Genomic DNA, 23,642 nt, shown 5'->3' on the forward strand with positions numbered 1-23,642 from the left:
CCAATTCGCCTCAAAGCGGCGTGTTGTCATTGGCCTGCCGGGCGGCTTCGGCCTGGGCGACGTCGATCGTGCAAAGCTCGTTGCCGGCGGGATCGCGCATTCGTACCAGCCATCCAGTCAGGTCGTCATCGCCGGGTTGCAGATCGACCAGCATGTCGATCGCGCAACGAATTGCTTCTGCGCGAGCGGCCTCAAAACTTGGCATCACGGCAGGGGGAACCTGACGGGCCTGGTCCCCATCGCGATATTCGAACATGTAAATATTGCCCTCCCTAGTTTGGACGTCGTCGAGTTTCGCAGAACTATCCGATACATCTTTCCTCTCGACAGGCATCTCGAAGGCTGCGGTCTGGACAAGCAGTGCTTTTGCACGGTCGATCGCTCCGAGAGCGTCACCAGCGTCTTCGCCTCGCGCCATTTCTACGGCGATAGATTCCCCGCCCTCGCCCTCAAACACCACACGGATTAGAGGCAGGCCTGAGGACGCGGCGGCCGGTCCAATGTTGATACCAACAATCTGCATGGGAAATCCTTCAATTGTTTGGTGACTCAGGCTTGCGGCCGATCAGCGATTGAGCTCATCGTCGTGCTCGTCAGCGCGGCCGATATAGTCGCTGGCAGTGGCCAATACTGCTAGGAATGCAGCCGCGTATCTGGCAAACCCGAAGGCCTGCGCGGCGGCTAGTTTCGCACCATGCACATGCTCAGCGAGAAACGCGTCCGCTGCATCGCGGGCTTCAGCCCCAGCCTGGCCGAACAGGTCGCGCTCTTTTGCCGTGGGCTCAAACGCCTTGCCAATAATGTGGCCGATCAACAGCCCTCCCGCAGATCCAGCGAGCACCTTCGCCCGCGTCAAGTTTGTCACCGCCTTGTGCGTATGGGCTTCGTATCGAATTGACGCTGCGTCCGAATGCGCGGCGCCGGCAACCAAGTCGACAGCCTCATTGTCGGCGCCTGCTGCGACCCGGGCACTTCGCCTGCCCGCGTCGAACACGGCAACTGCGCCCAACGCGACCGCTGCGGCCGTGCCGCCGTTATCCTTCACAGCGTCGGACACACCGCCAAGGACCTTCCCAACCTTCTGCTTCGCGTATCGGGTCGACGCATCGACCAGATTTCGGGGCTGCAGCCGCCGGCTTATTTCTCTGACCGGCTCAAACAAAGCCTGGCGCTCTGTTCGGCTTTGCAACATGATCTCTCGCATCTCTTTATTGAGTTGAGCCAAAACGCATCCCCTGTTTTAATGCTGCGATGTCAGTGCGCACCTGGTTGACGGTCTCGACCGGTGTGATGGTCCATCCGGCAAGCGTTCGCTTGGCAAGATAGAGCAACAGCACTCCGCCCACCCCCAGCAAAGCACCGACGACCAGACAAGCGACCATCGGATTTACGCCGAACTGGATCATCGCGAGGATCAGGAACTGGACCAGGGCAAAGGCTGCCAGGACAAAGAGCGCCAATGCAGCGATTCCGCATGCTCCTGACGAGACGATCGTCGACGTCTTGACCTTCATCTCCGCCTGGAGAAGACGAAGATCGAGCCGCATCAGCGAAGCGAACTGGCTCAACCCTTCGCTCAACACACTCCCCAAGGAGCGGCGATCGGAACCATCATCCATTTGGAGTGCTCCTCCTTTCAGGACCGATCGGAGCTTCGCATGATGCGGGTGAGAACCACCCCGGCCAGGATGCCTACGCCGAAAAAGGCCGCAGGCTGGCGCTGGGCGAACTTGGTAACGGAATCCAGCAATTCACCGACGTTTCGGTCCCTGATATCCGATGAGATCCGTTCCACGCCTTCGGCGGCGGTGCGGACCATGCCAGCAACCTGAGGTGATTGCTTCTCGATCCCATCAGCGGCGTCCTTGACGGAATGGGCAATGTTGGCGATCGCGTCGGCGCCGGCGGTCTTGTTCGACTCCACCGCTTCCTTGAACGCCCCAGCAGCATCTGATGCCACCGAGCCGGCATAATTTTTCGCGTCAGTCGAAACCGACGCAGCGGCGGTTTTGAGGTGGGTTGCAGTTTCGGCCGCGCTCGACTTCAATTTACTGAGCGCTTCCTTGCTTTTGCCGGTCCGGCCGGTATCGGTCTCGTCCTGCCATTCATTCTCATTAGAGGACCCGCTGAGGTCGTTGGTGATTGGCGTGTTCACGATTTTTCACTCCTGTTGTCGCGAGTTGATGTTGTGAATTGAACTCGACCAACAGCAACCAGTTCCCTGGCGGAAACGAATATTCCTGCCGCTATTGCGTCCGCACCGGCCGCCATACAGACATGCCCGTTGCTCGGAGCCTCGCAGCTTTTGCTGGACGAGTTCTCGGAACTCGATGCATCTCTGGCCTGCCGCTCACCGTTCAATCGCGGGGCCTACTAGAAGGCTGACCTCGTCCACCAGCTCGGCCCATGAGCCGTTGGCGCCGTGCACCGCGGGTCCGAGTGGAACTTCACGACGCAAGTAAGATCTCAAAGGTCAGGCCGGGAGGAGACGACAAAAGCGACTGCAGATGCTCAACGCCTGGGTTGTCCGGTGCGGACATCAAGCTCCCCACATCCATTCGTTTGCGCTAAGGAACAAAAGACCGTCCAGCCAATTCCCTACAAAGAAGACTGCCATTGAGCAGGTGATGTTAGGGAGGAAAAGATGGGCTTGTTCGCAAAATATTTCTCTGGCCTTCGTGGCAAAAAGCCGGCCGAGAAAGAGAAGAGTGGCGACATGCGTAAGGCTACGGGCGCAGGTCCAGCAATAGCTGCACACTCGAAGGATGCCCAGACCACGGCTGCAACTGGCCAGAATCCCGCCGCCGCAAGGAAGAGATCAAATGGCTAGCGTGCAGCTTTGCCGTCCATTTTCGGGGAAGGATCTGTCTGCGGGTTTTCCGCCAATGGATTGAAACTGATCCCCTCAAAGGGGAGCCCCGCAAAGCGGGATCTTAATCGCGCGCTGCGGACCCTGCACTGGACTCTGCGAGGGAACGAATGATTCTTCTGCGAATTATTAGCGGGCGCTAACAAATTTGTGGGAGGGGTATAATGGGGGAGTCTAGATTGGCGTCGCGTCGTACGGATCTCATTCCGATGATCATTATCGTCATGCTTTCCGCCCGCTAGGATGTCATTGCTCCTGGGATTGAAGGCGGTGGCATTTGGCTGACAAACGGCGCCTCAGAGTCCTCGTTGTTGAGGACGAAATACTTGTCGCCATGCTGCTCGAAGACATGCTGGCGGATCTGGGATTTGAGCTTCTCGGCCCGGCTATGCGCCTTGACGCTGCGCTAAAGATGGCCCTGGACGAAAGTTTCGATCTTGCCGTCCTGGACGTCAATTTGGCGAATGAACAATCCTTTCCCGTGGCCCAGCTTTTACAGGAGCGAGGTATCCCGTTCGTTTTCGCCACTGGATACGGACTGCGTGGGCTGGACGAGCGCTTTAAAGAAGTCACTACACTTCAAAAGCCCTTTGAACCGCACCAGCTCGCGAATGCAATTTCCTTAGCCCTCCCTTCTAAGGACGAGGATAAATAGTTTCATTTTCTAGATAGCACTTGCCTAGTCTCAGCATGGTTGGCGGCCTGAACAATGTGGGGATGGAAGTTGCCTCGTCTGTCAGCTCGATTGTATCTACTAAGCCTAATAACGGCGGCCGTTGTGCCTGTCTGGCTCTTTGCCGCTTACCTCCTCGCCCAATACGCCTTGAACGAGCGGTCGCGTTTCGAGGGTGAGGCACTGCAGGTCGCGCGCCAGATATCACTCGTGGTCGAAGGCGAGATTACAAACCTCGCCACAGTGGTCGAAGGCCTGTCCAAGTCATCCTCTATGTCTGGGGGCGACCTGATGACGCTGCACAAGGAAGCCACTCGCCTGGTGCTGGGTACGGATCGAGTCATCTTGCTGCGCGACTTGGGCCGCAACCAGTTGATCAATACTCAGTTGCCCTTCGGCGCCGCTTTGCCGCCCGTCACAGCGTTGTCGACATCGGAAATCGCCAAGGTCAAATCCAAACTGCCGATCGTCAGCAGCGTCTATGCCGCCTCTGGAGAATATCGGATTGCCGTCGCGATCCCTGTGCGTGGCCCCAGAGGCGAAGAATGGCTTCTCGCCGTCTCGGTCCCCACCGCCCACATTCGCGACGTCATGATGCCGGCGGTGCCCAAAGGTTGGACGATCGGCGTTGGCGACCGCGAGGGCGCCTATGTGGCACGATCAACACTCCACGAGGAGATGACCGGTAAGCCGGGCTTGCCAGAGTATCTTGAGAAGGTCGCCGGCCGCTCGGGCACGTTCACCTCCCGAAACTTTCAGGGCATGACACTGCTTGCCGGCTACTACCGTTCCGGAGCTTCCAACTGGTTCTACACGGCAAATGTTCCGCTCTCTGTAGTCCAGGCGCCCCTTTGGCGATCTCTTGCTGCGATTGCTGCGCTCGCCCTTGTGGCGATGCTGATCTCGTCCGCACTCGCCTACGTTGTCGGGAACGGCTTCGCCAAGGCGGCACGCGATCTGGCTAGCCGCGCTGATGCGTTGGGCCAAGGCCGACCGGTCACCGCCATGTCCACCGCAGTCTCAGAGTTTGCAGTGGTTGCTGACGCACTTGTCGCCGCGGAGCGCGCGCTTGCCGAACGCGAGTTCGAGCTGGAAGCTGTCCTGGAGACTGCTCCTGCGGCGGTCTGGTTCACATATGATCCACAAGCACGCCAAGTGATACGCAATCGCTTCGCCGCGGAACTCATGGGCTTGCCTACCGACAGTCGCAAATCCTTCGGTACGACTGATTTGGTCATCGACACGATCGCTTTGCAGGATGGGCATACTGTGAGCCGCGAAGATCGGCCGCTCAGCAAGGCGATGCGCGGCGAGCAGACAGACAATCAGGAATTTTCCTATATTCTTCCGAACGGCGTTCAACGGACACTTCTGTCGAGTGCCCGCCCCATCCGCGGCACCTCTGGCAAGGTCATCGGTGCGGTGCAGGTCAGCCTCGACATAACCGCACGTAAGCAGGGCGAAGAACAGCGCCGGCTTCTTGTCAACGAGCTCAATCACCGTGTCAAAAACACCTTGGCAGTTGTTCAGTCCATCGCCAGCCAAACCCTGCGCAATGCCACGAGTTTGCCAGAGGCGGGGCGCTCGCTCGCAAGCAGGCTTGTCTCTCTTGCCAAGGCACACGATATCCTGACGCAAGAGAATTGGAGCGGGGCCGATCTGAAGGATGTCGTCGCGGCGGCACTTTCACCGCATGCCAATACGGAGCGCTTGCAAATCGTAGGGGACGAGGTCTGGCTTTCCCCCGCTCTGGCGTTGTCCCTATCATTGGGTTTCCATGAACTGGCCACCAACGCAATCAAATACGGAGCACTTTCGTGCAAGGAGGGAACCGTCTCGATCTCCTGGGTAACAAGCCGGCAAGAGCAGAGGAAGCACGTTCGAATAGAATGGCGCGAGCTGGACGGCCCTCCTGTCGCGGCAATCGAGCGCAAAGGATTCGGTACACGAATGCTTGAGAGGCTTCTCGGGCCAAAATCTGCAGGGACCGTCACAATCACGTTCGAGCCGACCGGTCTCGTTTGCGTTTTTGAGGTTGACCTGGGAGAACCTAGGGGCCCTGATTACGCGTCTTGAGCCCAGCGCGAGGGATCCCCTCGCCCGCCATTTAATTGTTCCAGCTTGTATCACTCGGATGCAGTCGCATCTGGTCGTGCTCGTTGCGTATCCGGAAGAAGCGGCGCCGATACACTTCGGTCCCGCTAAAAAGTGTAGCGCTCTTGCCGATATCGTCCCACTAGCTCCCGACGAAAACCTTTTTGCCCCACATGCGTTGTCCCTCCAACAAAGGAGGCAATCCATGTTGACGAAAACGAAAACCGACACGTCGAAGACAACGGGGAAGCAGCGCAGCGTGCAGCGCAAGGTGGACGCCGACGACCGCAAGAAGGCGAAAGCCAAGCCTGACGCCGCCATGCAGGCAGGCGCCCGCCCCTATCCCGAGCCGCCTTTTCCCAAGCAGCATCATCCCAAGCCGGGCGAGGAAGCGCAGGTCAAACCGGCGCCGCTCTACGACGCGCCGTTCTGGCAGGGCTCGAAGAAACTCGACGGCAAGGTGGCGCTCATCACCGGCGGCGATTCCGGCATCGGCCGCGCCGTGGCAGTGCTGTTTGCACGCGAAGGCGCCGACGTCGCCATCGTCTATCTCAGCGAAGACCGGGATGCCGAAGTGACCAAGCAGGCGGTCGAGGCCGAGGGCCGGCGCTGCCTGGCGCTGCGCGGCGATGTCGGCAGCCGCGCCTTCTGCCGACGCGCGGTCGAGAGCACGGTGAAGCAACTCGGCAAGCTCGACGTGCTGGTCAACAACGCCGCCTTCCAGGTTCATTCAGCCGACTTCGCCGACCTCACCGAGGAGCATTTCGACGCCACACTGAAGACCAATCTCTACGGCTATTTCCACATGGCCCAGGAATCAGTGGCGCACATGAAGCCGGGCTCGGCCATCGTCAACACCGGTTCGGTCACCGGCATAGAGGGCTCGAAAGAGCTGGTCGACTATTCGATGACCAAGGGCGGCATCCACGCCTTCACACGCGCGCTGTCGGGCAACCTGATAGCCAAGGGCATCCGGGTCAACGCGGTGGCGCCGGGGCCGGTCTGGACACCGCTCAACCCGTCCGACAAGCAGGCGGCGGATGTCTCGCAATTCGGCGCCAAGACGCCGATGAAGCGCCCGGCGCAGCCTGAAGAGATCGCGCCGGCCTATGTGTTCCTGGCCTCGCCGCAATGCTCGAGTTACATCACCGGCGAAATCCTTCCGATTGTGGGTGGATATTGAGCGGTCAATCGCCACTGCGACGCTTGAGGACGAGCCCGGCGTCATAATCTTGCGCTGCCAGCTTAGAGCTGAGATTCGATCGGAAGATGGCGGACCAAGGCAGCAAGGATACGGCGAAAGAATCTAGCTTCTGGTTCGTGCGTATAGTCCTGCAGCTTGCCTTCGTCGCAGCCGTGCCAGTGCAAGACATTGTGCTTCAGTTCGAGCCGGTAGCTCGCTTCTGGAGATATCTCTGACTGGAATCGATCCCGCAACTCAGCAACCAATCCCGCATCTTCAAAGAGCACGCCCATTTCCGAATTTAGAGACACCGACCGCGGATCGAAATTGAAGGAGCCGACGAAGCCGATCCTGTCGTCAACGGTGAAAGCTTTCGTATGCAGACTGGCGCCTTTTGAACCAAACACCGAAATTGACGGCTGACGGCTGAATGGTTGAAGCTCGAAAAGTTTGACGCCGTTCCTTAGCAGCCGCTTGCGATAGTTTGCGTAGGCGCCATGGACCGCGGCGACGTCTGTGGCGGCCAGGGAATTGGTCAGAACCGAAACGTCAACACCAGTGCCGACAAGGTCCAGCAACATCGCTGTGCCTCTTTTGCCGGGGATGAAATAGGGCGACACAATTTCCAGACATTCGCGCGTCGATTGAATGATGGGACGCAGCTCTTTCATAAGCCAGCTGCGACGTCTCCAGCCACGAACCTTCTCTGGCGGATCGGAAATGACCCGCACGCCTTCCACCCAGTGAACGTCGTTACTCGCCGCGATAAATTCTACGACAGAGCCTCGCTCCCCTATGCCGTTCAAGAATTTTGACTCGGTTTCGGACTCGTTCACTTCAAACCGTTTGACCTGCTCATGCTCCGTCGCTGAACCAAGTGTCTTGATCGGCTTGGATTCCTCGCATGCCCAGAAGGCATCAAATATCTCTTGAGTTTGCTGTACGGCAGGCCCCAGGAGCAGCATGTCGAGGTCGCGGAAATTGGTCTCTGCCGCATCGAAATAGGCGTCGCCAACATTCCGTCCGCCGACAATGGCAAACCTGTCGTCGGCGATCCAAGCCTTGTTGTGCATACGTCTTGTCAGTGCAAAGAGCCGCAACAGCACTTCGACACCACGCATGATCCGGCCGCTCCTGATTCCGCTTGGATTGAACAACTTCAGTTCGATGTTTGGATGATTGTTCAGCGCCAGATAGGCAGCATCGTTTTTGCGCGGATTGACGTCGTCAAGGAGCATGCGCACCCGCACGCCGCGCTCGGCGGCTCGAAAAACCTCTTGCAAGAGCAAGCGACCGGTGTGGTCATCGTGCCAAAGGTAATACATCAGGTCTAGGGTGCGCACCGCACTCCGTGCCGCTAGCACGCGCACAGCGAAAGCGTCATAATTGTCCGAGACAAGAAGCAAGCCGCTCTTGCCGGCCTTGATGTTGTCGTCTGCGATTTGAGAAACCGATACGTCCATGAAAATTGGCCACCTTCGGACGGCGGTCGCAGCCGGCCATGCTCAAAATCATAGCAAGAACCCGTCAGTGCAATTCTGGTTGCATATCCAACCGTCTGACAGTGCGTTGAAGTGGGATGACTGACGACATCGCGACATCATCGCCGAAGGGCGATGTCCATTGCCTTTTCCAAGTCTTCATCAAAAAAGGGCTTGGCCAGACGGGTCGCACTTGTCTGTGTGCCAGACGGAAGTTCGGCATAACCCGTGGCAAGAATTGCGGGAAGGTCTGGGCGCTCGGTTCTAACGATGTCGATCAGGTCAGCACCCGTCATCCCGGGCATGGCATGATCGGTGATGAGCAAATCCAGCTTCGGTTCGCTCTTCAGGATTTCCAGCGCCCGGGTCGCTGACCCTGCCTCCAAAACTTTATGACCGAGATCCTCGAGCATTGCGACCGTGTTCATGAGAACAAGAGGATCATCATCAACAGCTAGGATTGATATCGCTTCCCGGTTCGGCCTCTTCATCGCGGGCATCTCAACCTTCTCGGCCTGAGACTGCGATGAGGTAGCGGCGGGCAGCCAAATCTCCACCGTGGTCCCGGCGCCGAGTTGACTGTGAACCTTGAGCCGGCCTCCTGACTGCTCGGCAAATCCCTGCGCCATTGCAAGACCCAAACCAGTCCCCTTGCCGACGCCTTTGGTTGTAAAGAAGGGCTCGGTCGCCCGGGAGAGCGTTTCCGCGTCCATGCCTTGGCCTACGTCCTTCACCGACAAACGGACGTAGCGACCTGCTTTAAGCTTGTGACTATTGAAAGCATCCAACTCCTCAGCCTCAGCGCTAAGAACAAGCGAACCTCCGGAGGGCATCGCATCTCGGGCATTGACTGCGAGGTTCAACAGCACCGACTCTAGCTGGTTGGGGTCAGTGACAGTGCTGGGCAGCGACAAGGGAAATTGGGTCAAAACAGGGATAGTCGGACCGATAGCCCTTTCAAGCATATTGGTCATCCCGAGCACCAGTTCGGGAATGGAGACCGTTTGTTGATCAAGGTCTTGGCGGCGTGCAAACGCCAACATTCGCTGGGTCAGCGATGAGCCCCTTTCCGCAGCCTGCAAAGCGTTGTCCAGGAGGGACACCAGTTTCGGATCATTGGTGAGACGCCTGCGTATCATTGAGAGGCTGCTCTGGATCACCATCAGAAGGTTGTTGAAGTCGTGCGCGACCCCACCGGTCAGCTGACCTATGGCTTCCACTTTTTGGATTTGAAAAAGCTGTTCGCGGGTTTGCTCCAGCTCTTTCTGAGCCTTGCTGCGTTCGGTCACATCGCGGGTGATTTTGGCAAAGCCAATCAGTTCCCCGCCGTCATTTCGGATTGCATCAATTATCACATGAGCGAGAAACGTCGTTCCGTCCTTGCGCAAACGCCAGGCTTCGCGCTCGAAACGACCTTCTTTGGCGGCGACCGCAAGGCTCTCTTCCGGAAGCCCTGCTTTTCGGTCGGCCTCAAGATAAAAGCGCGAGAAATGTTCGCCTAGAATTTCGTCTGCCTTGTACCCCTTGATCCGCTCGGCACCCAGGTTCCAGCTGGTTACAAACCCCTTCACATCCAACATATAAATGGCATAGTCGGCCACGCTTTGGACCAATATCCGGAACTGTTCTTCACTGCTTTTCAAAGCCTGTTGAGCGCTCTGTCGTTCCGTCAGGTCTCGAGTGATATTCGCAAATCCCACCACAGTGCCGTCAGCACCACGCACGGGATCGATTACCACGTGCGTCCAGAACTCCGTTCCGTCCTTGCGTAGCCGCCACCCTTCGGCCTCAAACCGGCCTTCGGACGCAGCCGTTTTCAGTGCAAGCGCGGGCAATCCTGCGTCCCGGTCCCCCGGCTTATAGAAGACCGAGAAATGTTGGCCGATAATCTCAACTGCGCTGTAACCCATGGATTTTTGCGCGCCTGGGCTCCAGCTGCTTACAGTGCCGTCTGCATCGAGGAGGTACACCGCATAGTCGGTGATGGAATCAATCAGCACGCGATATCTGTCCTCAACCGGAAGCGAAGAGGTCGGCTGCTTGATTGACAATTTTTGCAAAGTCACTGCTCCCGTAACAAGTAGAAACGCCAGTTCAAAGCCTTGGTTCCGTTAAAGACCCGGCCACCTGAAACCCTGGTCGGTCTTCGGGCCAAGGGCCTCAACAGAAAGTCTGGGCTGCGCGCAACCAAAATCAAGTTCCGTCGTTTTGTCCGGTTCGATATTGGGGGGCGTTTTGGTGGGATCCAGCGAGGATATGGCGAGTGCTGCTTTTCGCAGCGCTAGCGAAATGGCTGACCGCATCGGGTCATTGCCCTGGAATCAGACGTCAGTCGGACCTGTTTCATCATGGCCCAGTGAGCTCAGAACACTGGTTAACCTGATCCTGGGTTCAGGCCAGCCGATGTTTGTCGTTTGGGGTTCTGAACGGATCTGGCTCTACAACGACGCTTTCATCCCCATTCTAGGAAGAAAACACCCGATCGCCCTCGGCTTGCCCAGCCACGATGTTTGGGCAGAAGCGTGGGACACGATCGGTCCGATGTTTGATCAGGTCTTTCAAGGTCGACCGGTGCATATGGACGACATTGAAATCCGCATTGACAAGCGCGGCACCCCTGAGGAAGCACACTTCGCTTTCTCCTACAACCCGATCGTGCAACCGGATAGCGGAGAGGTTTGCGGGCTGTTCGGCGTCTGCACGGAAACGACGGACCGATTTCTTGCAGAACGGCGGGAGCGCCTCGCCGCGGAGCGTCAGCTCAACCTGTTCGAACAGGCCCCGGGCTTCATCATCATAATGAGCGGCCCCGATCACGTGGTCGAGTTCCTGAACGATGCCCATCGCCTGGTGTTCAACAGCAGCGAATGGCTGGGAAAGACCATACGGGATGCGTTTCCCAGCCTGGAAGGGCAAGGGTTTTTCGAACGCCTCGACGACGTGTTCAAAAGCGGCGAAACGTTTGAGGCGCAAGGGGTCCCCGTTCGCTTTCGCCGTTCGCCGGAACAGCCCGAGGAAACGCGCTACCTCACCTTCATCTATGCGCCGCTCTACGATGGCGGTAGCACCATCACGGGAATATTCTGCGAGGGCTTCGACGTCACCGAGACATTCCGCGCTAGACGGCGAAGCGCTGCGATCGCGGATCTCGCCGAGGTCGTCCGGCTGGTCGAAGATCCGGACGATCTCGCCTACGCTGCAGCAGAAATCATTGGTCGGGAGCTTGAAGTAAGCCGGGCCGGCTACGGCACGATCGATCTGGCCAAGGAGACCATTTCAATCGAACGCGATTGGAACGCACCCGGCATCAAAAGCTTGGCCGGGGTGCTGCATTTCCGCGACTACGGAACCTATATCGAAGACCTGAAGCAAGGCATCACCGTTGTCTGCGAAGACGCCGACACGGATCCACGGACAAGCCACAATGCGGAGGCGCTGAAAGCGATCAGCGCACAATCCTTTATCAATATGCCGGTCACCGAACAGGCCGGCTTCGTTGCGCTGCTTTACCTCAACCACGAAAGGCCGCGCTCCTGGTCCGAGGAGGAAATCGAGTTCGTTCGCGAGATGGCCGAGCGGACCCGCACAGCGGTTGAACGACGGCGCGCGCAGGCTGAACTGCGCCAGAATGAAAGTCGGTTGCGCTTTCTCGACGCACTTGGAAAAGAGACGTCAAAAAGCACCGACGCGGACGCCATTCTTGAAACCACCACGAGGATGCTTGGCGAGCATCTTGGTGTAGCGATTTGCGCATATGCCGACATGGAGCCCGACCAGGACCACTTTACGATACGTGGGGATTGGCACAGGCAAGGCTCAGGCAGCATCGTCGGCTACTACAGCTTGCAGGATTTTGGCGACCTTGCCGTTCTCAGGCTGCATCAAGGGCTGCCGCTGATCATCAACGACAATCGCGCCGAACTCGCATCGCAAGAAGCCGCGACGTTTCAGAATATCGGCATTTCTGCAACGATCTGCATGCCGCTCGTCAAAGAAGGACGCCTCACTGCATTGATGGCGATCCACGACAACGCGCCGCGAACATGGACGCAGAACGAACTCGCGCTTCTCACAGAAGTCACTGAACGATCCTGGGCTCATATCGAAAGGGTAAGATCGGATCAGGGTGCTGCAGAAACCGCGGAACGATTGAGCTTGGCTACCAAGGCGGCCGCAATCGGCATTTGGGATTACGATCCGGTCGCCGATCAGTTGCGCTGGGACGCCCAGTGTCGTGCATTGTTTGGCATCACGTCGGACAGCCCAGTTTCCTACACGGGCTCCTTTATCGCTGGCCTCCATCCAGACGATCGGGATCGAGCCGATGAGGCGGTCAGACGCGCCATCGCTCCAGACAGCTCAGAAGGCTTCAACATCGAGTATCGAACGATCGGCCTGGAAGACGGTGTCGAACGGTGGGTGGCGGCAAGTGGCCATGCCATTTTCGAGGACAGGAAGGCCGTTCGTTTTATCGGGACGGTGATCGATATCTCAGACCGCAAGAAGGCGGAGCGCCACCTCAAGATCATGAACGATACCGGCGCGACCGTGGCCGCCGAATTGGACCTCGATAAGATCGTGCAGACAACCACTGATGCCGGCGTGCAGCTGTCGGGCGCACAGTTTGGCGCGTTCTTCTACAACGTGCTCGACGATGAGGGCGCCAGCTACATGCTCTACGCGCTGTCCGGCGCACCGCGATCTGCGTTCCAAAACTACCCTATGCCGCGAGCGACCGCGGTGTTTGAAACGACGTTCCTCGGAACGGGTGTCGTCCGATCGGACGATATCCTTCTGGATCCGCGCTACGGCCAGAACGCGCCGCGCAAGGGCATGCCGAAAGGCCACCTGCCCGTCCGCTCCTACCTGGCAGTGCCTGTCGTATCAAACTCCGGCGAGGTTCTGGGTGGTCTCTTTTTCGGCCACGCGGACACTGGCAGGTTTCGCCACGAGCACGAGAGTGCTTTGCTAGGCATCGCCGGACATGCCGCGACAGCGATCGACAATGCCCGGCTTTTCCAGGCGGCGGAGCGCGAGTTGGCAGAAAGACGACGTGCCGAAGCCGCACTGCAGACTCTCAACGCCACGCTTGAGCAAAGAGTTGCCGATGAGGTGGCCGAACGCTCCAAGGCCGAAGAGCAACTGCGTCAGGTGCAGAAGATGGAGGCCGTTGGCCAACTGACCGGCGGCATTGCACATGACTTCAACAACATGCTGGCCGTCATCATCGGCGGTCTCAATCTACTGCAACGAAAGCTTGCTAAGGGCGAGACAGATGTCGGCCGGTTCGTGGAAGGCGCGATGGATGGTGCTCATCGCGCTGCCGCCTTGACGCAACGGCTGCTGGCATTTTCACGACAACAGCCGCTTGCCCCCGAACCCATCAATGCGAACCGCCTGATTGGGGGTATGACCGATCTCCTCGTGCGAACACTTGGTGAAACGATCAAGGTCGAGACCGCCTTTGGCGCCGGCCTCTGGCAAGTGAAGGCCGACCCCGGTCAGTTGGAAAGCGCCTTGCTCAATCTGTCGGTCAACGCGCGCGATGCCATGCCGACCGGTGGCAAGCTGACCATCGAAACATCGAACGCCTATGTCGACGAGCGGTATGCTCGCGAGTCCGCGCTAGCATCCGGCCAATTCGTATTGATTGCCGTTACCGACACGGGCACAGGCATGTCGGCCGAGGTTCTCAGCAAAGCGTTCGACCCATTCTACACGACCAAAAGTGTCGGCAAGGGCACGGGGCTCGGCCTGAGCCAGGTTTACGGCTTTGTCCGACAGTCCGGTGGCAATGTTAAAATTTACAGCGAGCCATGCGTGGGCACGACGGTCAAGATCTACCTGCCAAGACACTACGGCCAAGCACGGCCAGATGCCGACGAACGCAAGCCGCGGTCGATAGATGGCGGCCTCGCTACCGAGATCGTCATGGTGGTGGAGGATGAAGATCGCGTGCGCGCCGTATCGGCTGAGGCGTTGCGCGAGCTTGGCTACACGGTTGTCGAGGCAAGCGGGCCGAATGAAGCCATCAAGCTGATTGAAGGCGGGCAGCAATTGTCCCTCCTATTCACCGACGTTGTCATGCCCGAGATGTCAGGGCGTCAGCTCGTCGATATTCTGCGCAAAAGGAACCCGACGCTGAAGGTCCTCTACACCACTGGCTACACGCGCAATGCAATCGTCCATAATGGTATTCTGGATCCCGGGACCCAGCTACTGCCCAAACCATTCAGTCTTGAGGACCTGGCCGAAAAGGTGCGTGCGATTCTCGACGACCTCGCATAAGTGCCTGATACGAGCATTGGGAACGATTTGAAGGCGGCGTCGTTTGCTCTGACTGGAAACGGGATGAGCAAATGGTTGCGCCACGTGCGGTGTGCAAGTCGGCTTGAGCGAAAGCAAGGAGGAATGTTTTTGGTCCGACTGACTAAGGAACAATGCCGCGCGGCAAGAGGACTGTTGGGTTGGCCACAAGTCAGGCTGGGATCAAAGGCCAACTTAAGCGAAGGAACGGTGCGGGATTTCGAAAACGGCAAGCGTGTTCCGGCCGTCGACAAGCTCACCGCCATGCAAACGGCACTGGAACTTGCGGGCGTAGCCTTCCTGGGGGATGGCGAGACAGCTGAAGGCGGACCAGGGGTCCGGCTCAGAAAGGTCGCCGCGCCTCGTACGCATATTCGACATGGTGAAGCCGGTATCATCGAGAGCAGCGACATGTAACCCATCTGGGCCTGTCCCTTCGCAAAGCCGCCCCCATCTGCCCATCAAGCTGAGATTGGCGACATTCAGGGTCGCGTCTTCTCTTCGCCACTCGGCCGCGCTCGAGGCGGGTTCTGACCGTCTGACTGGTGTGTCTTGTCATCGACGTCGTTTACAGAACGCGTCAGTCCAATCCCGTCTTTCGGCTTCTTGTTGCCAGCTGCGTCCTGGGAGAACGCGTCGGAAGGATCTGGACCGGTCCTGGCCGGATATTTCGTCGCTCCGGTTTCGCGATGGTTTTCCTTGTCGGGCATTTCGATCCTCCTGGCTGATGATCGATAACCGAGCCAGACGCCAAGAAGTTCCGCGCCTCATGGAACATTCCCTCTGGCAGGTCGTTGGCCAGCAAAGGAGATTGTGAGATTGGCTAGGCTGTAGGATTCGGCTTTTGGCAGATCGCAGCTTTGGCTACCGGGCTCGCACTTACCGGGTGGGTCCCTTGCAGTTTTTCTCATTCCTTCCCTCCCAACGACCCCGTGGTAATGTCGCGGCAAGGTCGCCGACCCCATATTTTCAATTGGAAAAATGTGCGCGTTGGGGCCACCCGCCCCTACCGCTCCGAAAAAATAATATGAAAACCTGCGGCATAACGCGTTTGAGGATGCGGACGGTATCTGAAGTCGACTGGCACAGGTCTTGAGACGCCCCCCGGTGGCAAATGTGATTTTACGATCGGTGCCAGCGGGCTTACGCTGCGCCTTCAACGATTGAGGAGATGACGATGAAAACATTCCTCGCAGTGGCCACAGCGTTGGCCCTGTCCGTATCCGCCGCCTATGCCGATTGCCCATATCACGAGAAGGTGCAGGCATCGGTCGACACGCAGAAAACAGCGAGCGTCGAGAAGGCCGATATGTCGAAGGCTGCGGACACTCAAACTATACAGAAAGAAGTGCCGCCAAAGACGGAATAACGGCGGGCTGCCGGTCCCACGCCCCTTGGCCAAGCGCACCGCCTTCCGCACGACGCCTGATGCGCTCCGGGCAGCGGTGGCGGCGAGTGTTGCCGGAAGAAAATCCCCACAAAAATTCTATTTGTTACGCTTTTGCAGAGCCAAACCCCGAAGCGGTATTAGCCCCGTCGTACCCTACGAGCGACGACCGCCTACCCCATGGTGGGGCACCTCACACCCTCCGTTCGAGATAGCCGGCGATGATGTATTCATGATGTCAGTGGCGGAGAGGGTGACGGCTGCGCCTTGCTTTGCGATCTTTGAGGGTTGCACGGGACCGAATATGAACCCCTATCCCCCCACAAACGTGACCTGGCCCGCCCCGAACTGCACTGTGACTGCGCCCCCGCCCCCCTAGAAAACGGTGCATAACGTCCCGCGTCGTCCATTAGCCCTTGCTAATTTTATTTCCAAGCGCCAGCGTCGACTGGGGCTTTCAGAAGGCGAAATGCTAGAGCGGATCTTAGCTTCCACCACAACCAACTCTCGCCAATTTAACTATCTTGTTGCTGATGACGTCACTGACGCTATCGCTGGATGTATCGACTGCTCTGCTCCCGGACGCATCATTTCAACCTTTGCGGCAGTTCAGTCGGTGCGAGACAAGGTTCCCGATTGCGAGATGTCGGACGATCAGATCGAGCGGTGCGTTGTATTGGCTGCGGTTGATGCGGGCCTAGCCGTCCACTTCGATCGGCGAGGACGCCGGCCGGATCCGTACTCGAGCTTGAGCAGGAGCCATTGGCACCTCGTGCCGATCTGGAAAACCAAGGCCACGACACGACTGGCCCACGTGTCATTCCGCCGGCCGAACGACTTCGGACCTGCCGGCCGTACACCTCCGTTCGTTGTCGTTGTCCGGCCGCAAGTCCGGCCGCAGTGCGTAGAATTCAACCCAACTGAGGCGCTTGCCGGTAGGGTTTTGCGGAATCCGTGACCGCGTCCGTCGTTGATGATCGGGCTAGATCCCTGGCGGTTTGCATTTCTTCCCACCGCTAAATGTTTTTCTATACAGGTTTAGCCAAGGTAAGCCCCGAAGCGGTCTAAGCGGGTAACCACTGGCCATACCTAGACCCCGTTGGATGGGTGGTCATCCCAGATCGAGAAACCGGCCAGGCCGGGCAGTCCGTTCCCGCAATGTGCGGGACGGGTTGGTTAATAAATCATGCTGCAGCGCAACATAAATGTTGCAATGCACGCAAACTTCCGTTAGGTAATGCTAATACAAATGCGAAGCTTTTTAAAAGCCACGCCCAAACAAAGGATGGAAACGATGTCCAAGACCACTGAAAAGACTGTCGAATTTATCGACAACGCCGCTTTTGATGCATCCAAGGCTATCGACCAGGTCAGTGCCTTTGCAGAAAAGGGGGTCGAGCAGTCGAAAGAAGTTCTCGCCAAATTCAAGACGGGATCCGAGACGACCCAGAAGGCTCTCGAGTCGAGCTTCCAGACCGCCAAGACCGTTTCCGGTGACCTGTCGCTCAAGACCATCCAGGCTCTGCGCGCCAACGCCAACTCGGCCTTCGCGCATTTCGAAGCCCTAATTGCCGTCAAGTCGCCCTCCGAATTTGCCGAACTGCAGACCGCCTTCGTTCGCAAGCAGATTGAAAGCGCTGTCGAGCAGGCCAAGGACTTCCAGGCCGCCACGACCAAGGCTTTCGAGGACGTCTCCAAGCCGATGAAGACCGCCTTCGAGAAGGCGATGAAGGAAATAAAGGTAGCCTAGCTTTTTCTTGGTGCGGCGGATAGCAGGCGGGGGCGGGTAGCCACGGCTCTTCAGTACTTCGGAGAGCCGTGGTGGCTACCTACGCTTGGCTGCTATCCTCCGCCATCCGCTGATTGTCGTTCGACGGCTTCCTGTCAGGTCGGATCTTCCATAGCTCCGCCCAAGTGATGCGGCGCTTTGTGACTGGCTCGGTCGTCATGCTGCTTCCTCCCAGGACGTCGCGCACGATTTCCTCGAGTTGCTCCGGTTCCATTATGCGGCTTCCGCCAAGTTGTGATTGGCGGGAACGAAGTCGTACTCGAACGTCCCGTCTGGCTTGGAAGTCACCAACAGTGGACGGAACAACAGTTCGTCCGCGTCTTCAGGTGTGTTGATGTTCATGACGTAGCAGAGACGCAATAACTCGTCGTTGCCTTTCGACTGTACCTTGACGTCGCAATGATTAATGTAAAAGGCATGGTCAGTGGTGGCTTCGCCAGGGAACCCGAATTTAAGCACGAGTTTCGAACCATAGACGTCTTTCGACACATCAGCCTCGATGATTTCGCCGACACGAGATACAGGGTTGGCTGATGCCTTTTGCGCGCCGGTCTTGGCCTTGCGCTCTTTCGGCTTTCTTTCGCCCTTTGGATCCTCGAGATATCGTTGCTCTGTTATCCAGCGCCGCAGATGCATCCGCTCAATGCCTTCACCGGCTGCTTCGCGCCAGGCACGCGCAGACTCCATCATCTTGGCATGAAGATCTGCGTCCGGAGCAATGTCGTCATACGCGCGCCTAGCTGCACCGATCTCCGCACGGACCCCGTACTGGTGATAAAGTTGCTCGAATGGCTTCTTCTCTTTCCCTTGCGCCGTTCCCGCGTCGGCGGCCACAAGGCCGGACGAAGGCGGCGCTGAAGGCGCGGCGCATTCATTGTCCTCCTTACATGTAACCCCGTCTGTCGACGGGTTAATGTATGAGGGTCTTTGTCCCAGCATGTGGGACGCTACGTCGCCTTGTGTCCCGGTAGAGTGGGACACCTCTGTCCCGGTAGAGTGGGACGCTTCGGAATCCTCGTTTGTGTCCCGGTAGAGTGGGACGCTATCAACTTTTACCGATGGCAGGTTGCCCTGTGCGGCAAGCTCCAGCACGTTGAGCACCGGCACATAGCGTGATCCGCTGCGGCCCTTTCCCGTGAAGCGACGGACCAGCCATCCTGTTTCGATTAGGAGAATAATCGCCCGCTGCACCGCAGAGCGAGAAAGGTGCCTGGCGCCATCCGGGGCACGTGTTCTCATGGTCGCAACGATGTGCCGGACGGATGCAAGCGCGTCGCCATTGCTGCGCATGTACCATCCAATGAGGAACCGATAGACGATGCGCGCCGGGTCGGTCAGGCGCATATCATAATCAACAAGCTGCGACATTCGAAACTGCGCAACCGGGCCGGTCGGCTCGCCTACGTTGTGTGTCCAATATTCGCGGGTTAGCGATGGCTTAGGCTGCGTCGCGGTCATGGGCGTTCAGGCCTCCAAGGGCTACGCCAGCGGCGCGCGTGATTTCTTTGGCAAGCGGTGGTGCAAAGGTCGCGACGCGCTGTCCGCCCGATTGCGGCCCGTATGTCATGCGTCTGCCGTCTGGCTTCTGGACAAGCTTAAGGCCGTACAGCCGGCAGGCATCTGTAATCGCGATATCAAAGCGCGCGACGACGCTCCCGGCGCCAGGCGGCTCCGGTCGAATACTCAGAATGTGCAAGTTGGGTTGTTCCTGATTTGGAGAACCGCAGTTGGCTCCGCGGTGGGTTTTTGTAGGAGTACGCTAAGCCGCCCTCGCCGCGATGCGGGCATCGATCCACGCATCCACCTCGGCCCGCACATATGCAACACGCCGCTCGCCAAGCCTGACTGCCTTTGGAAATTGGCCCTCGTCAGCCATCAAACTCAAAAGTGGTCGGGAAAGGCTGGTGGCCCGAGCCGCCTCCTTAGGCGCCATCAAGCGTGGTGTATTGTCGTTCGAATGGTCCATAGTTCTCCCCTATTCCAACGCTGATAAGCGCGGAAATTGCGCACGCCAAAGCGCGCTTCAAAAGCTGACAATGATGAGGGGTTAGGGCCGCCGTTAATTTAAGCGGGAGAAGCGAGTCCCGGCGACAAGCGCCGACTTGCTACCACCTATAGGCGTTTTCACAAGTTTTGTCAATATAGTAAATGCGGTTACTGGCCGCTATCGCAGTATTTCGACCAGTCTTCCATCAGGATGCGTCTTTTTTGCAACGCATCTGAGCGCCTGTAAGCGGCTTCGGTCTTGTCCTTAAGTGTGTGCGCGAGCGCCGCCTCTGCCACGTCGCGGGGATGACTCGTCTCGTCGCCGCACCAATCTCTGAAGCTTGATCGCAAACCGTGAAGTGTGGAGTCATCGCCCGTAGCCTTCCGCAGCGCCTTCACCATCGCTGTGTCGCTGATCGGGAACACGGCATCAGTGGTCGCGACTTCCCTCATCGCCTCGATGATCTCGATTGCCCGGTCGCACAGCGGAACGCGATGCTCTCGTCCGGCTTTCATTCGCTGGGGCGGAATGACCCAAAGACCCTGCTTCATATCGAATTCTTCAAATTTCGCGCCGCGTACCTCCCCACTTCGCGCTGCGGTCAGACAGGAGAACTCGACGGCTCGCGCGGATATTCCCGCAGCGGCGCGGAGAGCCTTCATGACGGCTGGCAGTTCCTTATACCCCACGGCCGCGTGGTGACCCCGCGTGAGCTTTTGCCGTGGCGGCAGCAGATCCTTTAAACCACCACGCCAGTCGGCTGGGTTGTCGCCAACGTAAAGCCCCCTCGCCTTCGCGTGATCCATAACGGACGCAATTCGCATCCTGAGCCGATCGGCCGTTTCCGGTATCGTTCCCCAAATAGGCTTCAAGGTCTCGACAACATCATCGCGCGTGATGTCCGCTATGGGCCTTTTATGCAGATGCTTAGCGTATTCTCGCAACGTCATCGCCCATTGCGCTTTGTGCTTCTTGTTCCGGAAACCGGATGATTTCACTTCGAGCACGTCATCCATGACATCTGCGAAAGTCTTCTTCGCGGAAAGCTCGTCACCCCGCGCCAGACGCTGCCTAACCGCCTCCGCCTTCTCCCGCGCCAAAGCCAGGCTGACTGGTGCCGTCCCTTGACCATAGCCTCCAAGGCCAAGTTCGGTACGTTTGCTCGCTCGCCTATAAATGAAAAACCACTGGCGACTGCCCTCCTTCCTTACTCGGAGGAATAGGCCGTCTCCATCGGAATGGATGCCAACGGGAAGGGTCTTTATGCGTGTTTCGGAAAGCCGGTGCTTGGCCATATCGATTCCCGTTGCCATAACCGCGATACGGAAAATAGGGAAAATACGGCAAATAGCAAGGTCAAAGCTCTAGTAATTTCAACACGTTACAGAAAGAGGCGGACGCTCTCTCCGCCAGCCCTTCAATAAAACTGATTAAAATCAACCTGATAGAAAACTGTTACGCAGAGACCCATCTTAAGGCCCGCCAAAAGGCTGTTCGCTTTGAAGTGCCGGGGCAGGCTACCGAGGGACCCAGCTTCCTGAACCTCGTGTTGTAGATTGTGCCGCGACGCGCACGGCAGCGTTGCGCCTCGTATCAGCCCCGCAAATAGCATTTGCTCTCGGCCCTTTGGTCGCCCTGAGACGCCGCCCTGCAACACTATTCGGTCGGGCGCCTTCCCCCGATGTCCAACTAAGATATGGACAGGATCTCGAGTTCGCGCGGCCCTAGATGGACAACATCTCCAACGGTTTTGCCGATCAGCGCGATGGCTACCGGTGAACCATGCGATATGGAAGCTTGAGACGGGTTGGCCTCATCCTCACCGACGATGCGGAAGGTCTGAGTGCGGCCATCATCACGCGCGAAGGTAACGGTGTGACCGAAGGTGATCACTTCATTGGAGGTCGGCACAGACATAAGCTGTGCCGTACGAACGCGTTCGGTATAATAGCGTATATCCCGAACCGGAACCGCCGACTGCCGCCGCCTTTCATTGACATCTTCCACCACGTTTGCAGCCTCGAGCGCCTGCTGGGCGCGAGCCAATTCATCCTGCAGCATCTTAAGCCCCGCCTCAGTGACGAGGTTGATCCGATCGGTGATAGGCCGAGCCGGCAATATGGTTTCCGCCGCTGCCTCGGCGCTTTCCTCCTTGGCAAATGCTACGCTCAATTGATCAAAACTCCCTGTGGAACACCATCATTAATCAGATAACGTAGGGCTGACAGTAAAGCTGCAACAATCTGAGGTATGAGCATGGTGGGGCCGTTCCCTTGCATTCAATGCTAGAGGCGAATGCCTTGAGAGGACACGGGCAACTCCTCCCGCGGCGCAATCTTGTATTGCCGGCTAGAGCTGGGATTCGATCGGAAGATGGCGGACCAAGGCAGCAAGGATACGGCGAAAGAATCCAGCTTCTGGTTCGTGCGTATAGTCCTGCAGCTTGCCTTCGTCGCAGCCGTGCCAGTGCAAGACATTGTGCTTCAGTTCGAGCCGGTAGCTCGCTTCTGGAGATATCTCTGACTGGAATCGATCCCGCAACTCAGCAACCAATCCCGCATCTTCAAAGAGCACGCCCATTTCCGAGTTTAGAGACACCGACCGCGGATCGAAATTGAAGGAGCCGACGAAGCCGGTTTTGTCGTCAACGGTGAACGCTTTCGTATGCAGACTGGCGCCCTTTGACCCAAACACCGAGATTGCCGGCTGACGGCTGAATGGTTGAAGCTCAAAAAGTTTGACGCCGTTCCTTAGCAGCCGCTTGCGATAGTTTGCGTAGGCGCCATGGACCGCGGCGACATCTGTGGCGGCCAAGGAATTGGTCAGGACCGAAACCTCAACCCCGGCACCGACGAGCTCCAACAGGATCGCGGAACCCCTTTTGCCGGGGATGAAATAGGGCGACACAATTTCCAGACATTCGCGCGTCGATTGAATGATGGGACGCAGCTCTTTCATAAGCCAGCTGCGACGTCTCCAGCCACGAACCTTCTCTGGTGGATCGGAAATGACCCGCACGCCTTCCACCCAGTGAACGTGGTTACTCGCCGCGATAAATTCTACGACAGAGCCTCGCTCCCCTATGCCGTTCAAGAATTTTGACTCGGTTTCGGACTCGTTCACTTCGAACTGTTTGACCTGCTCATGCTCCGTCGCTGAACCAAGCGTCTTGATTGGCTTGGATTCCTCGCATGCCCAGAAGGCATCAAATATCGCCGCCGTTTGCTGTACTGCAGGCCCCATGAGCAGCATGTCGAGGTCGCGGAAATTGGTCTCTGCCGCATCGAAATAAGCGTCGCCAACATTCCGTCCGCCGACAATGGCAAACCTGTCGTCGGCGATCCAAGCCTTGTTGTGCATACGTCTTGTCAGTGCAAAGAGCCGCAACAGCACTTCGACACCACGCATGATCCGGCCGCTCCTGATGCCGCTTGGATTGAACAACTTCAATTCGATGTTTGGATGATTGCTCAGCGCCAGATAAGCAGCATCGTTTTTGCGCGGATTGACGTCGTCAAGGAGCATGCGGACCCGCACTCCGCGCTCAGCGGCCCGAAAGACCTCCTGCAAGAGCAAGCGACCGGTGTGGTCGTCGTGCCAAAGGTAATACATCAGGTCTAAGGTGCGCTCTGCACTCCGTGCCGCCAGTACGCGCACGGCGAAAGCGTCATAATTGTCCGAGACAAGCAGCAAGCCGCTCTTGCCGGCCTTGATGTTGTCGTCCGCGGCTTGAGAAACCGATACGTCCATGAAAATTGGCCACCCTTCGGACGGCGGTCGCAGCCGGCCACGTTCAAAATCATAGCAAGAACCCGTCAGTGCAATTCTGGTTGCATGTCCCAGCCCCAGCCGGCGGACTTTGCATCCCTGTTC

19 protein-coding genes are annotated in these 23,642 nt (G+C 57.8%); 7 read left to right on the forward strand and 12 right to left on the reverse strand.

Going from position 1 to position 23,642, the window contains the following annotated elements; translation table 11 throughout:
- Positions 1–10 precede the first annotated feature (10 nt).
- From AC1DZ8_RS23420 to AC1DZ8_RS23435, 4 genes are read right to left on the reverse strand one after another with little or no spacing between them, the layout of a single operon-like run.
- Positions 11–523 (reverse strand): DUF6894 family protein, encoded by a 513-nt coding sequence (locus AC1DZ8_RS23420; protein WP_477309490.1) that lies wholly within the window; start codon positions 521–523, stop codon positions 11–13.
- 42 nt (positions 524–565) lie between these two features.
- Entirely contained in the window at positions 566–1,225 is a 660-nt protein-coding gene (locus tag AC1DZ8_RS23425) for a hypothetical protein (protein WP_477309491.1), read from the reverse strand.
- On the reverse strand, positions 1,209–1,619 hold the full coding sequence (locus AC1DZ8_RS23430; protein ID WP_477309492.1) for a phage holin family protein: 411 nt from the start codon (positions 1,617–1,619) through the stop codon (positions 1,209–1,211). Before AC1DZ8_RS23430 ends, AC1DZ8_RS23425 begins: the two co-directional genes overlap by 17 nt.
- Before the next feature lie 17 nt (positions 1,620–1,636).
- Complete coding sequence (locus AC1DZ8_RS23435) at positions 1,637–2,155, reverse strand: hypothetical protein (RefSeq protein WP_477309493.1); 519 nt, start codon at positions 2,153–2,155, stop codon at positions 1,637–1,639.
- A 991-nt stretch (positions 2,156–3,146) separates the two neighbouring features.
- Between AC1DZ8_RS23435 and AC1DZ8_RS23440 the strand changes: the two genes are divergently transcribed.
- The 3 genes from AC1DZ8_RS23440 to AC1DZ8_RS23450 all read left to right on the forward strand — a co-directional run bounded on the left by AC1DZ8_RS23440 (position 3,147) and on the right by AC1DZ8_RS23450 (position 6,819).
- Entirely contained in the window at positions 3,147–3,524 is a 378-nt protein-coding gene (locus AC1DZ8_RS23440) for a response regulator (protein WP_477309494.1), read from the forward strand.
- Positions 3,525–3,647: 123 nt separating this feature from the next.
- The gene (locus AC1DZ8_RS23445) at positions 3,648–5,618 is read left to right on the forward strand and encodes a sensor histidine kinase (protein WP_477401701.1); all 1,971 of its coding nucleotides are present in this window, start codon (positions 3,648–3,650) and stop codon (positions 5,616–5,618) included.
- Between the two features lie 223 nt (positions 5,619–5,841).
- Positions 5,842–6,819 (forward strand): SDR family oxidoreductase, encoded by a 978-nt coding sequence (locus tag AC1DZ8_RS23450; protein WP_477309496.1) that lies wholly within the window; start codon positions 5,842–5,844, stop codon positions 6,817–6,819.
- 62 nt (positions 6,820–6,881) lie between these two features.
- On the opposite strand, the gene AC1DZ8_RS23455 is transcribed toward AC1DZ8_RS23450, so the two are convergent.
- Both AC1DZ8_RS23455 and AC1DZ8_RS23460 read right to left on the reverse strand, forming a co-directional pair.
- Entirely contained in the window at positions 6,882–8,282 is a 1,401-nt protein-coding gene (locus tag AC1DZ8_RS23455) for a phospholipase D family protein (RefSeq protein WP_477401703.1), read from the reverse strand.
- A 137-nt stretch (positions 8,283–8,419) separates the two neighbouring features.
- Positions 8,420–10,351, reverse strand: coding sequence for a hybrid sensor histidine kinase/response regulator (locus tag AC1DZ8_RS23460; protein ID WP_477401750.1), 1,932 nt, complete (start codon positions 10,349–10,351; stop codon positions 8,420–8,422).
- 748 nt (positions 10,352–11,099) lie between these two features.
- On the opposite strand from AC1DZ8_RS23460, the gene AC1DZ8_RS23465 reads away from it, so the two are divergent.
- Positions 11,100–14,588: a GAF domain-containing protein gene (locus tag AC1DZ8_RS23465; protein ID WP_477401752.1), complete on the forward strand. Its 3,489-nt coding sequence runs from the start codon at positions 11,100–11,102 to the stop codon at positions 14,586–14,588.
- Positions 14,589–14,651: 63 nt separating this feature from the next.
- Positions 14,652–15,023, forward strand: a complete 372-nt coding sequence (locus AC1DZ8_RS23470; protein ID WP_477310598.1) for a helix-turn-helix domain-containing protein — start codon at positions 14,652–14,654, stop codon at positions 15,021–15,023.
- Between the two features lie 65 nt (positions 15,024–15,088).
- Here AC1DZ8_RS23470 and AC1DZ8_RS23475 read toward each other — a convergent pair whose 3' ends face one another.
- Positions 15,089–15,316, reverse strand: coding sequence for a hypothetical protein (locus AC1DZ8_RS23475; protein WP_477310600.1), 228 nt, complete (start codon positions 15,314–15,316; stop codon positions 15,089–15,091).
- Between the two features lie 467 nt (positions 15,317–15,783).
- On the opposite strand from AC1DZ8_RS23475, the gene AC1DZ8_RS23480 reads away from it, so the two are divergent.
- Both AC1DZ8_RS23480 and AC1DZ8_RS23485 read left to right on the forward strand, forming a co-directional pair.
- Positions 15,784–15,975 carry a hypothetical protein gene (locus tag AC1DZ8_RS23480; RefSeq protein WP_477310602.1) on the forward strand — a complete coding sequence of 64 codons (192 nt, stop codon included), beginning with the start codon at positions 15,784–15,786 and terminating at the stop codon, positions 15,973–15,975.
- A 1,312-nt stretch (positions 15,976–17,287) separates the two neighbouring features.
- Positions 17,288–17,743, forward strand: coding sequence for a phasin (locus AC1DZ8_RS23485; protein ID WP_477310604.1), 456 nt, complete (start codon positions 17,288–17,290; stop codon positions 17,741–17,743).
- 252 nt (positions 17,744–17,995) lie between these two features.
- On the opposite strand, the gene AC1DZ8_RS23490 is transcribed toward AC1DZ8_RS23485, so the two are convergent.
- The 5 genes from AC1DZ8_RS23490 to AC1DZ8_RS23510 all read right to left on the reverse strand — a co-directional run bounded on the left by AC1DZ8_RS23490 (position 17,996) and on the right by AC1DZ8_RS23510 (position 23,519).
- Positions 17,996–19,240, reverse strand: a complete 1,245-nt coding sequence (locus tag AC1DZ8_RS23490) for a hypothetical protein (RefSeq protein ID WP_477310606.1) — start codon at positions 19,238–19,240, stop codon at positions 17,996–17,998.
- Between the two features lie 301 nt (positions 19,241–19,541).
- Positions 19,542–19,748: a helix-turn-helix transcriptional regulator gene (locus AC1DZ8_RS23495; RefSeq protein WP_477310608.1), complete on the reverse strand. Its 207-nt coding sequence runs from the start codon at positions 19,746–19,748 to the stop codon at positions 19,542–19,544.
- A gap of 188 nt (positions 19,749–19,936) precedes the next feature.
- Positions 19,937–21,064: a tyrosine-type recombinase/integrase gene (locus AC1DZ8_RS23500; protein WP_477310610.1), complete on the reverse strand. Its 1,128-nt coding sequence runs from the start codon at positions 21,062–21,064 to the stop codon at positions 19,937–19,939.
- Positions 21,065–21,458: 394 nt separating this feature from the next.
- Positions 21,459–21,941: a transcription elongation factor GreA gene (gene greA / locus AC1DZ8_RS23505; RefSeq protein ID WP_477311275.1), complete on the reverse strand. Its 483-nt coding sequence runs from the start codon at positions 21,939–21,941 to the stop codon at positions 21,459–21,461.
- Between the two features lie 177 nt (positions 21,942–22,118).
- Positions 22,119–23,519 carry a phospholipase D family protein gene (locus tag AC1DZ8_RS23510; protein WP_477401706.1) on the reverse strand — a complete coding sequence of 467 codons (1,401 nt, stop codon included), beginning with the start codon at positions 23,517–23,519 and terminating at the stop codon, positions 22,119–22,121.
- Between the last annotated feature and the right edge of the window lie 123 nt (positions 23,520–23,642).

It is taken from the genome of Mesorhizobium sp. P2_F7, from assembly GCF_056403695.1.

Bases quoted from the DNA above. Each gene is read 5' to 3' on its own strand.
- AC1DZ8_RS23420 (WP_477309490.1), bottom strand. From the start codon at position 523: ATGCAGATTGTTGGTATCAACATTGGACCGGCCGCCGCGTCCTCAGGC.
- AC1DZ8_RS23430 (WP_477309492.1), bottom strand. From the start codon at position 1,619: ATGGATGATGGTTCCGATCGCCGCTCCTTGGGGAGTGTGTTGAGCGAA.
- AC1DZ8_RS23450 (WP_477309496.1), top strand. From the start codon at position 5,842: ATGTTGACGAAAACGAAAACCGACACGTCGAAGACAACGGGGAAGCAG.
- AC1DZ8_RS23455 (WP_477401703.1), bottom strand. From the start codon at position 8,282: ATGGACGTATCGGTTTCTCAAATCGCAGACGACAACATCAAGGCCGGC.
- AC1DZ8_RS23465 (WP_477401752.1), top strand. From the start codon at position 11,100: ATGAGCGGCCCCGATCACGTGGTCGAGTTCCTGAACGATGCCCATCGC.
- AC1DZ8_RS23470 (WP_477310598.1), top strand. From the start codon at position 14,652: ATGAGCAAATGGTTGCGCCACGTGCGGTGTGCAAGTCGGCTTGAGCGA.
- AC1DZ8_RS23475 (WP_477310600.1), bottom strand. From the start codon at position 15,316: ATGCCCGACAAGGAAAACCATCGCGAAACCGGAGCGACGAAATATCCG.
- AC1DZ8_RS23480 (WP_477310602.1), top strand. From the start codon at position 15,784: ATGAAAACATTCCTCGCAGTGGCCACAGCGTTGGCCCTGTCCGTATCC.
- AC1DZ8_RS23485 (WP_477310604.1), top strand. From the start codon at position 17,288: ATGTCCAAGACCACTGAAAAGACTGTCGAATTTATCGACAACGCCGCT.
- AC1DZ8_RS23490 (WP_477310606.1), bottom strand. From the start codon at position 19,240: ATGACCGCGACGCAGCCTAAGCCATCGCTAACCCGCGAATATTGGACA.
- AC1DZ8_RS23495 (WP_477310608.1), bottom strand. From the start codon at position 19,748: ATGGACCATTCGAACGACAATACACCACGCTTGATGGCGCCTAAGGAG.
- AC1DZ8_RS23500 (WP_477310610.1), bottom strand. From the start codon at position 21,064: ATGGCCAAGCACCGGCTTTCCGAAACACGCATAAAGACCCTTCCCGTT.
- AC1DZ8_RS23510 (WP_477401706.1), bottom strand. From the start codon at position 23,519: ATGGACGTATCGGTTTCTCAAGCCGCGGACGACAACATCAAGGCCGGC.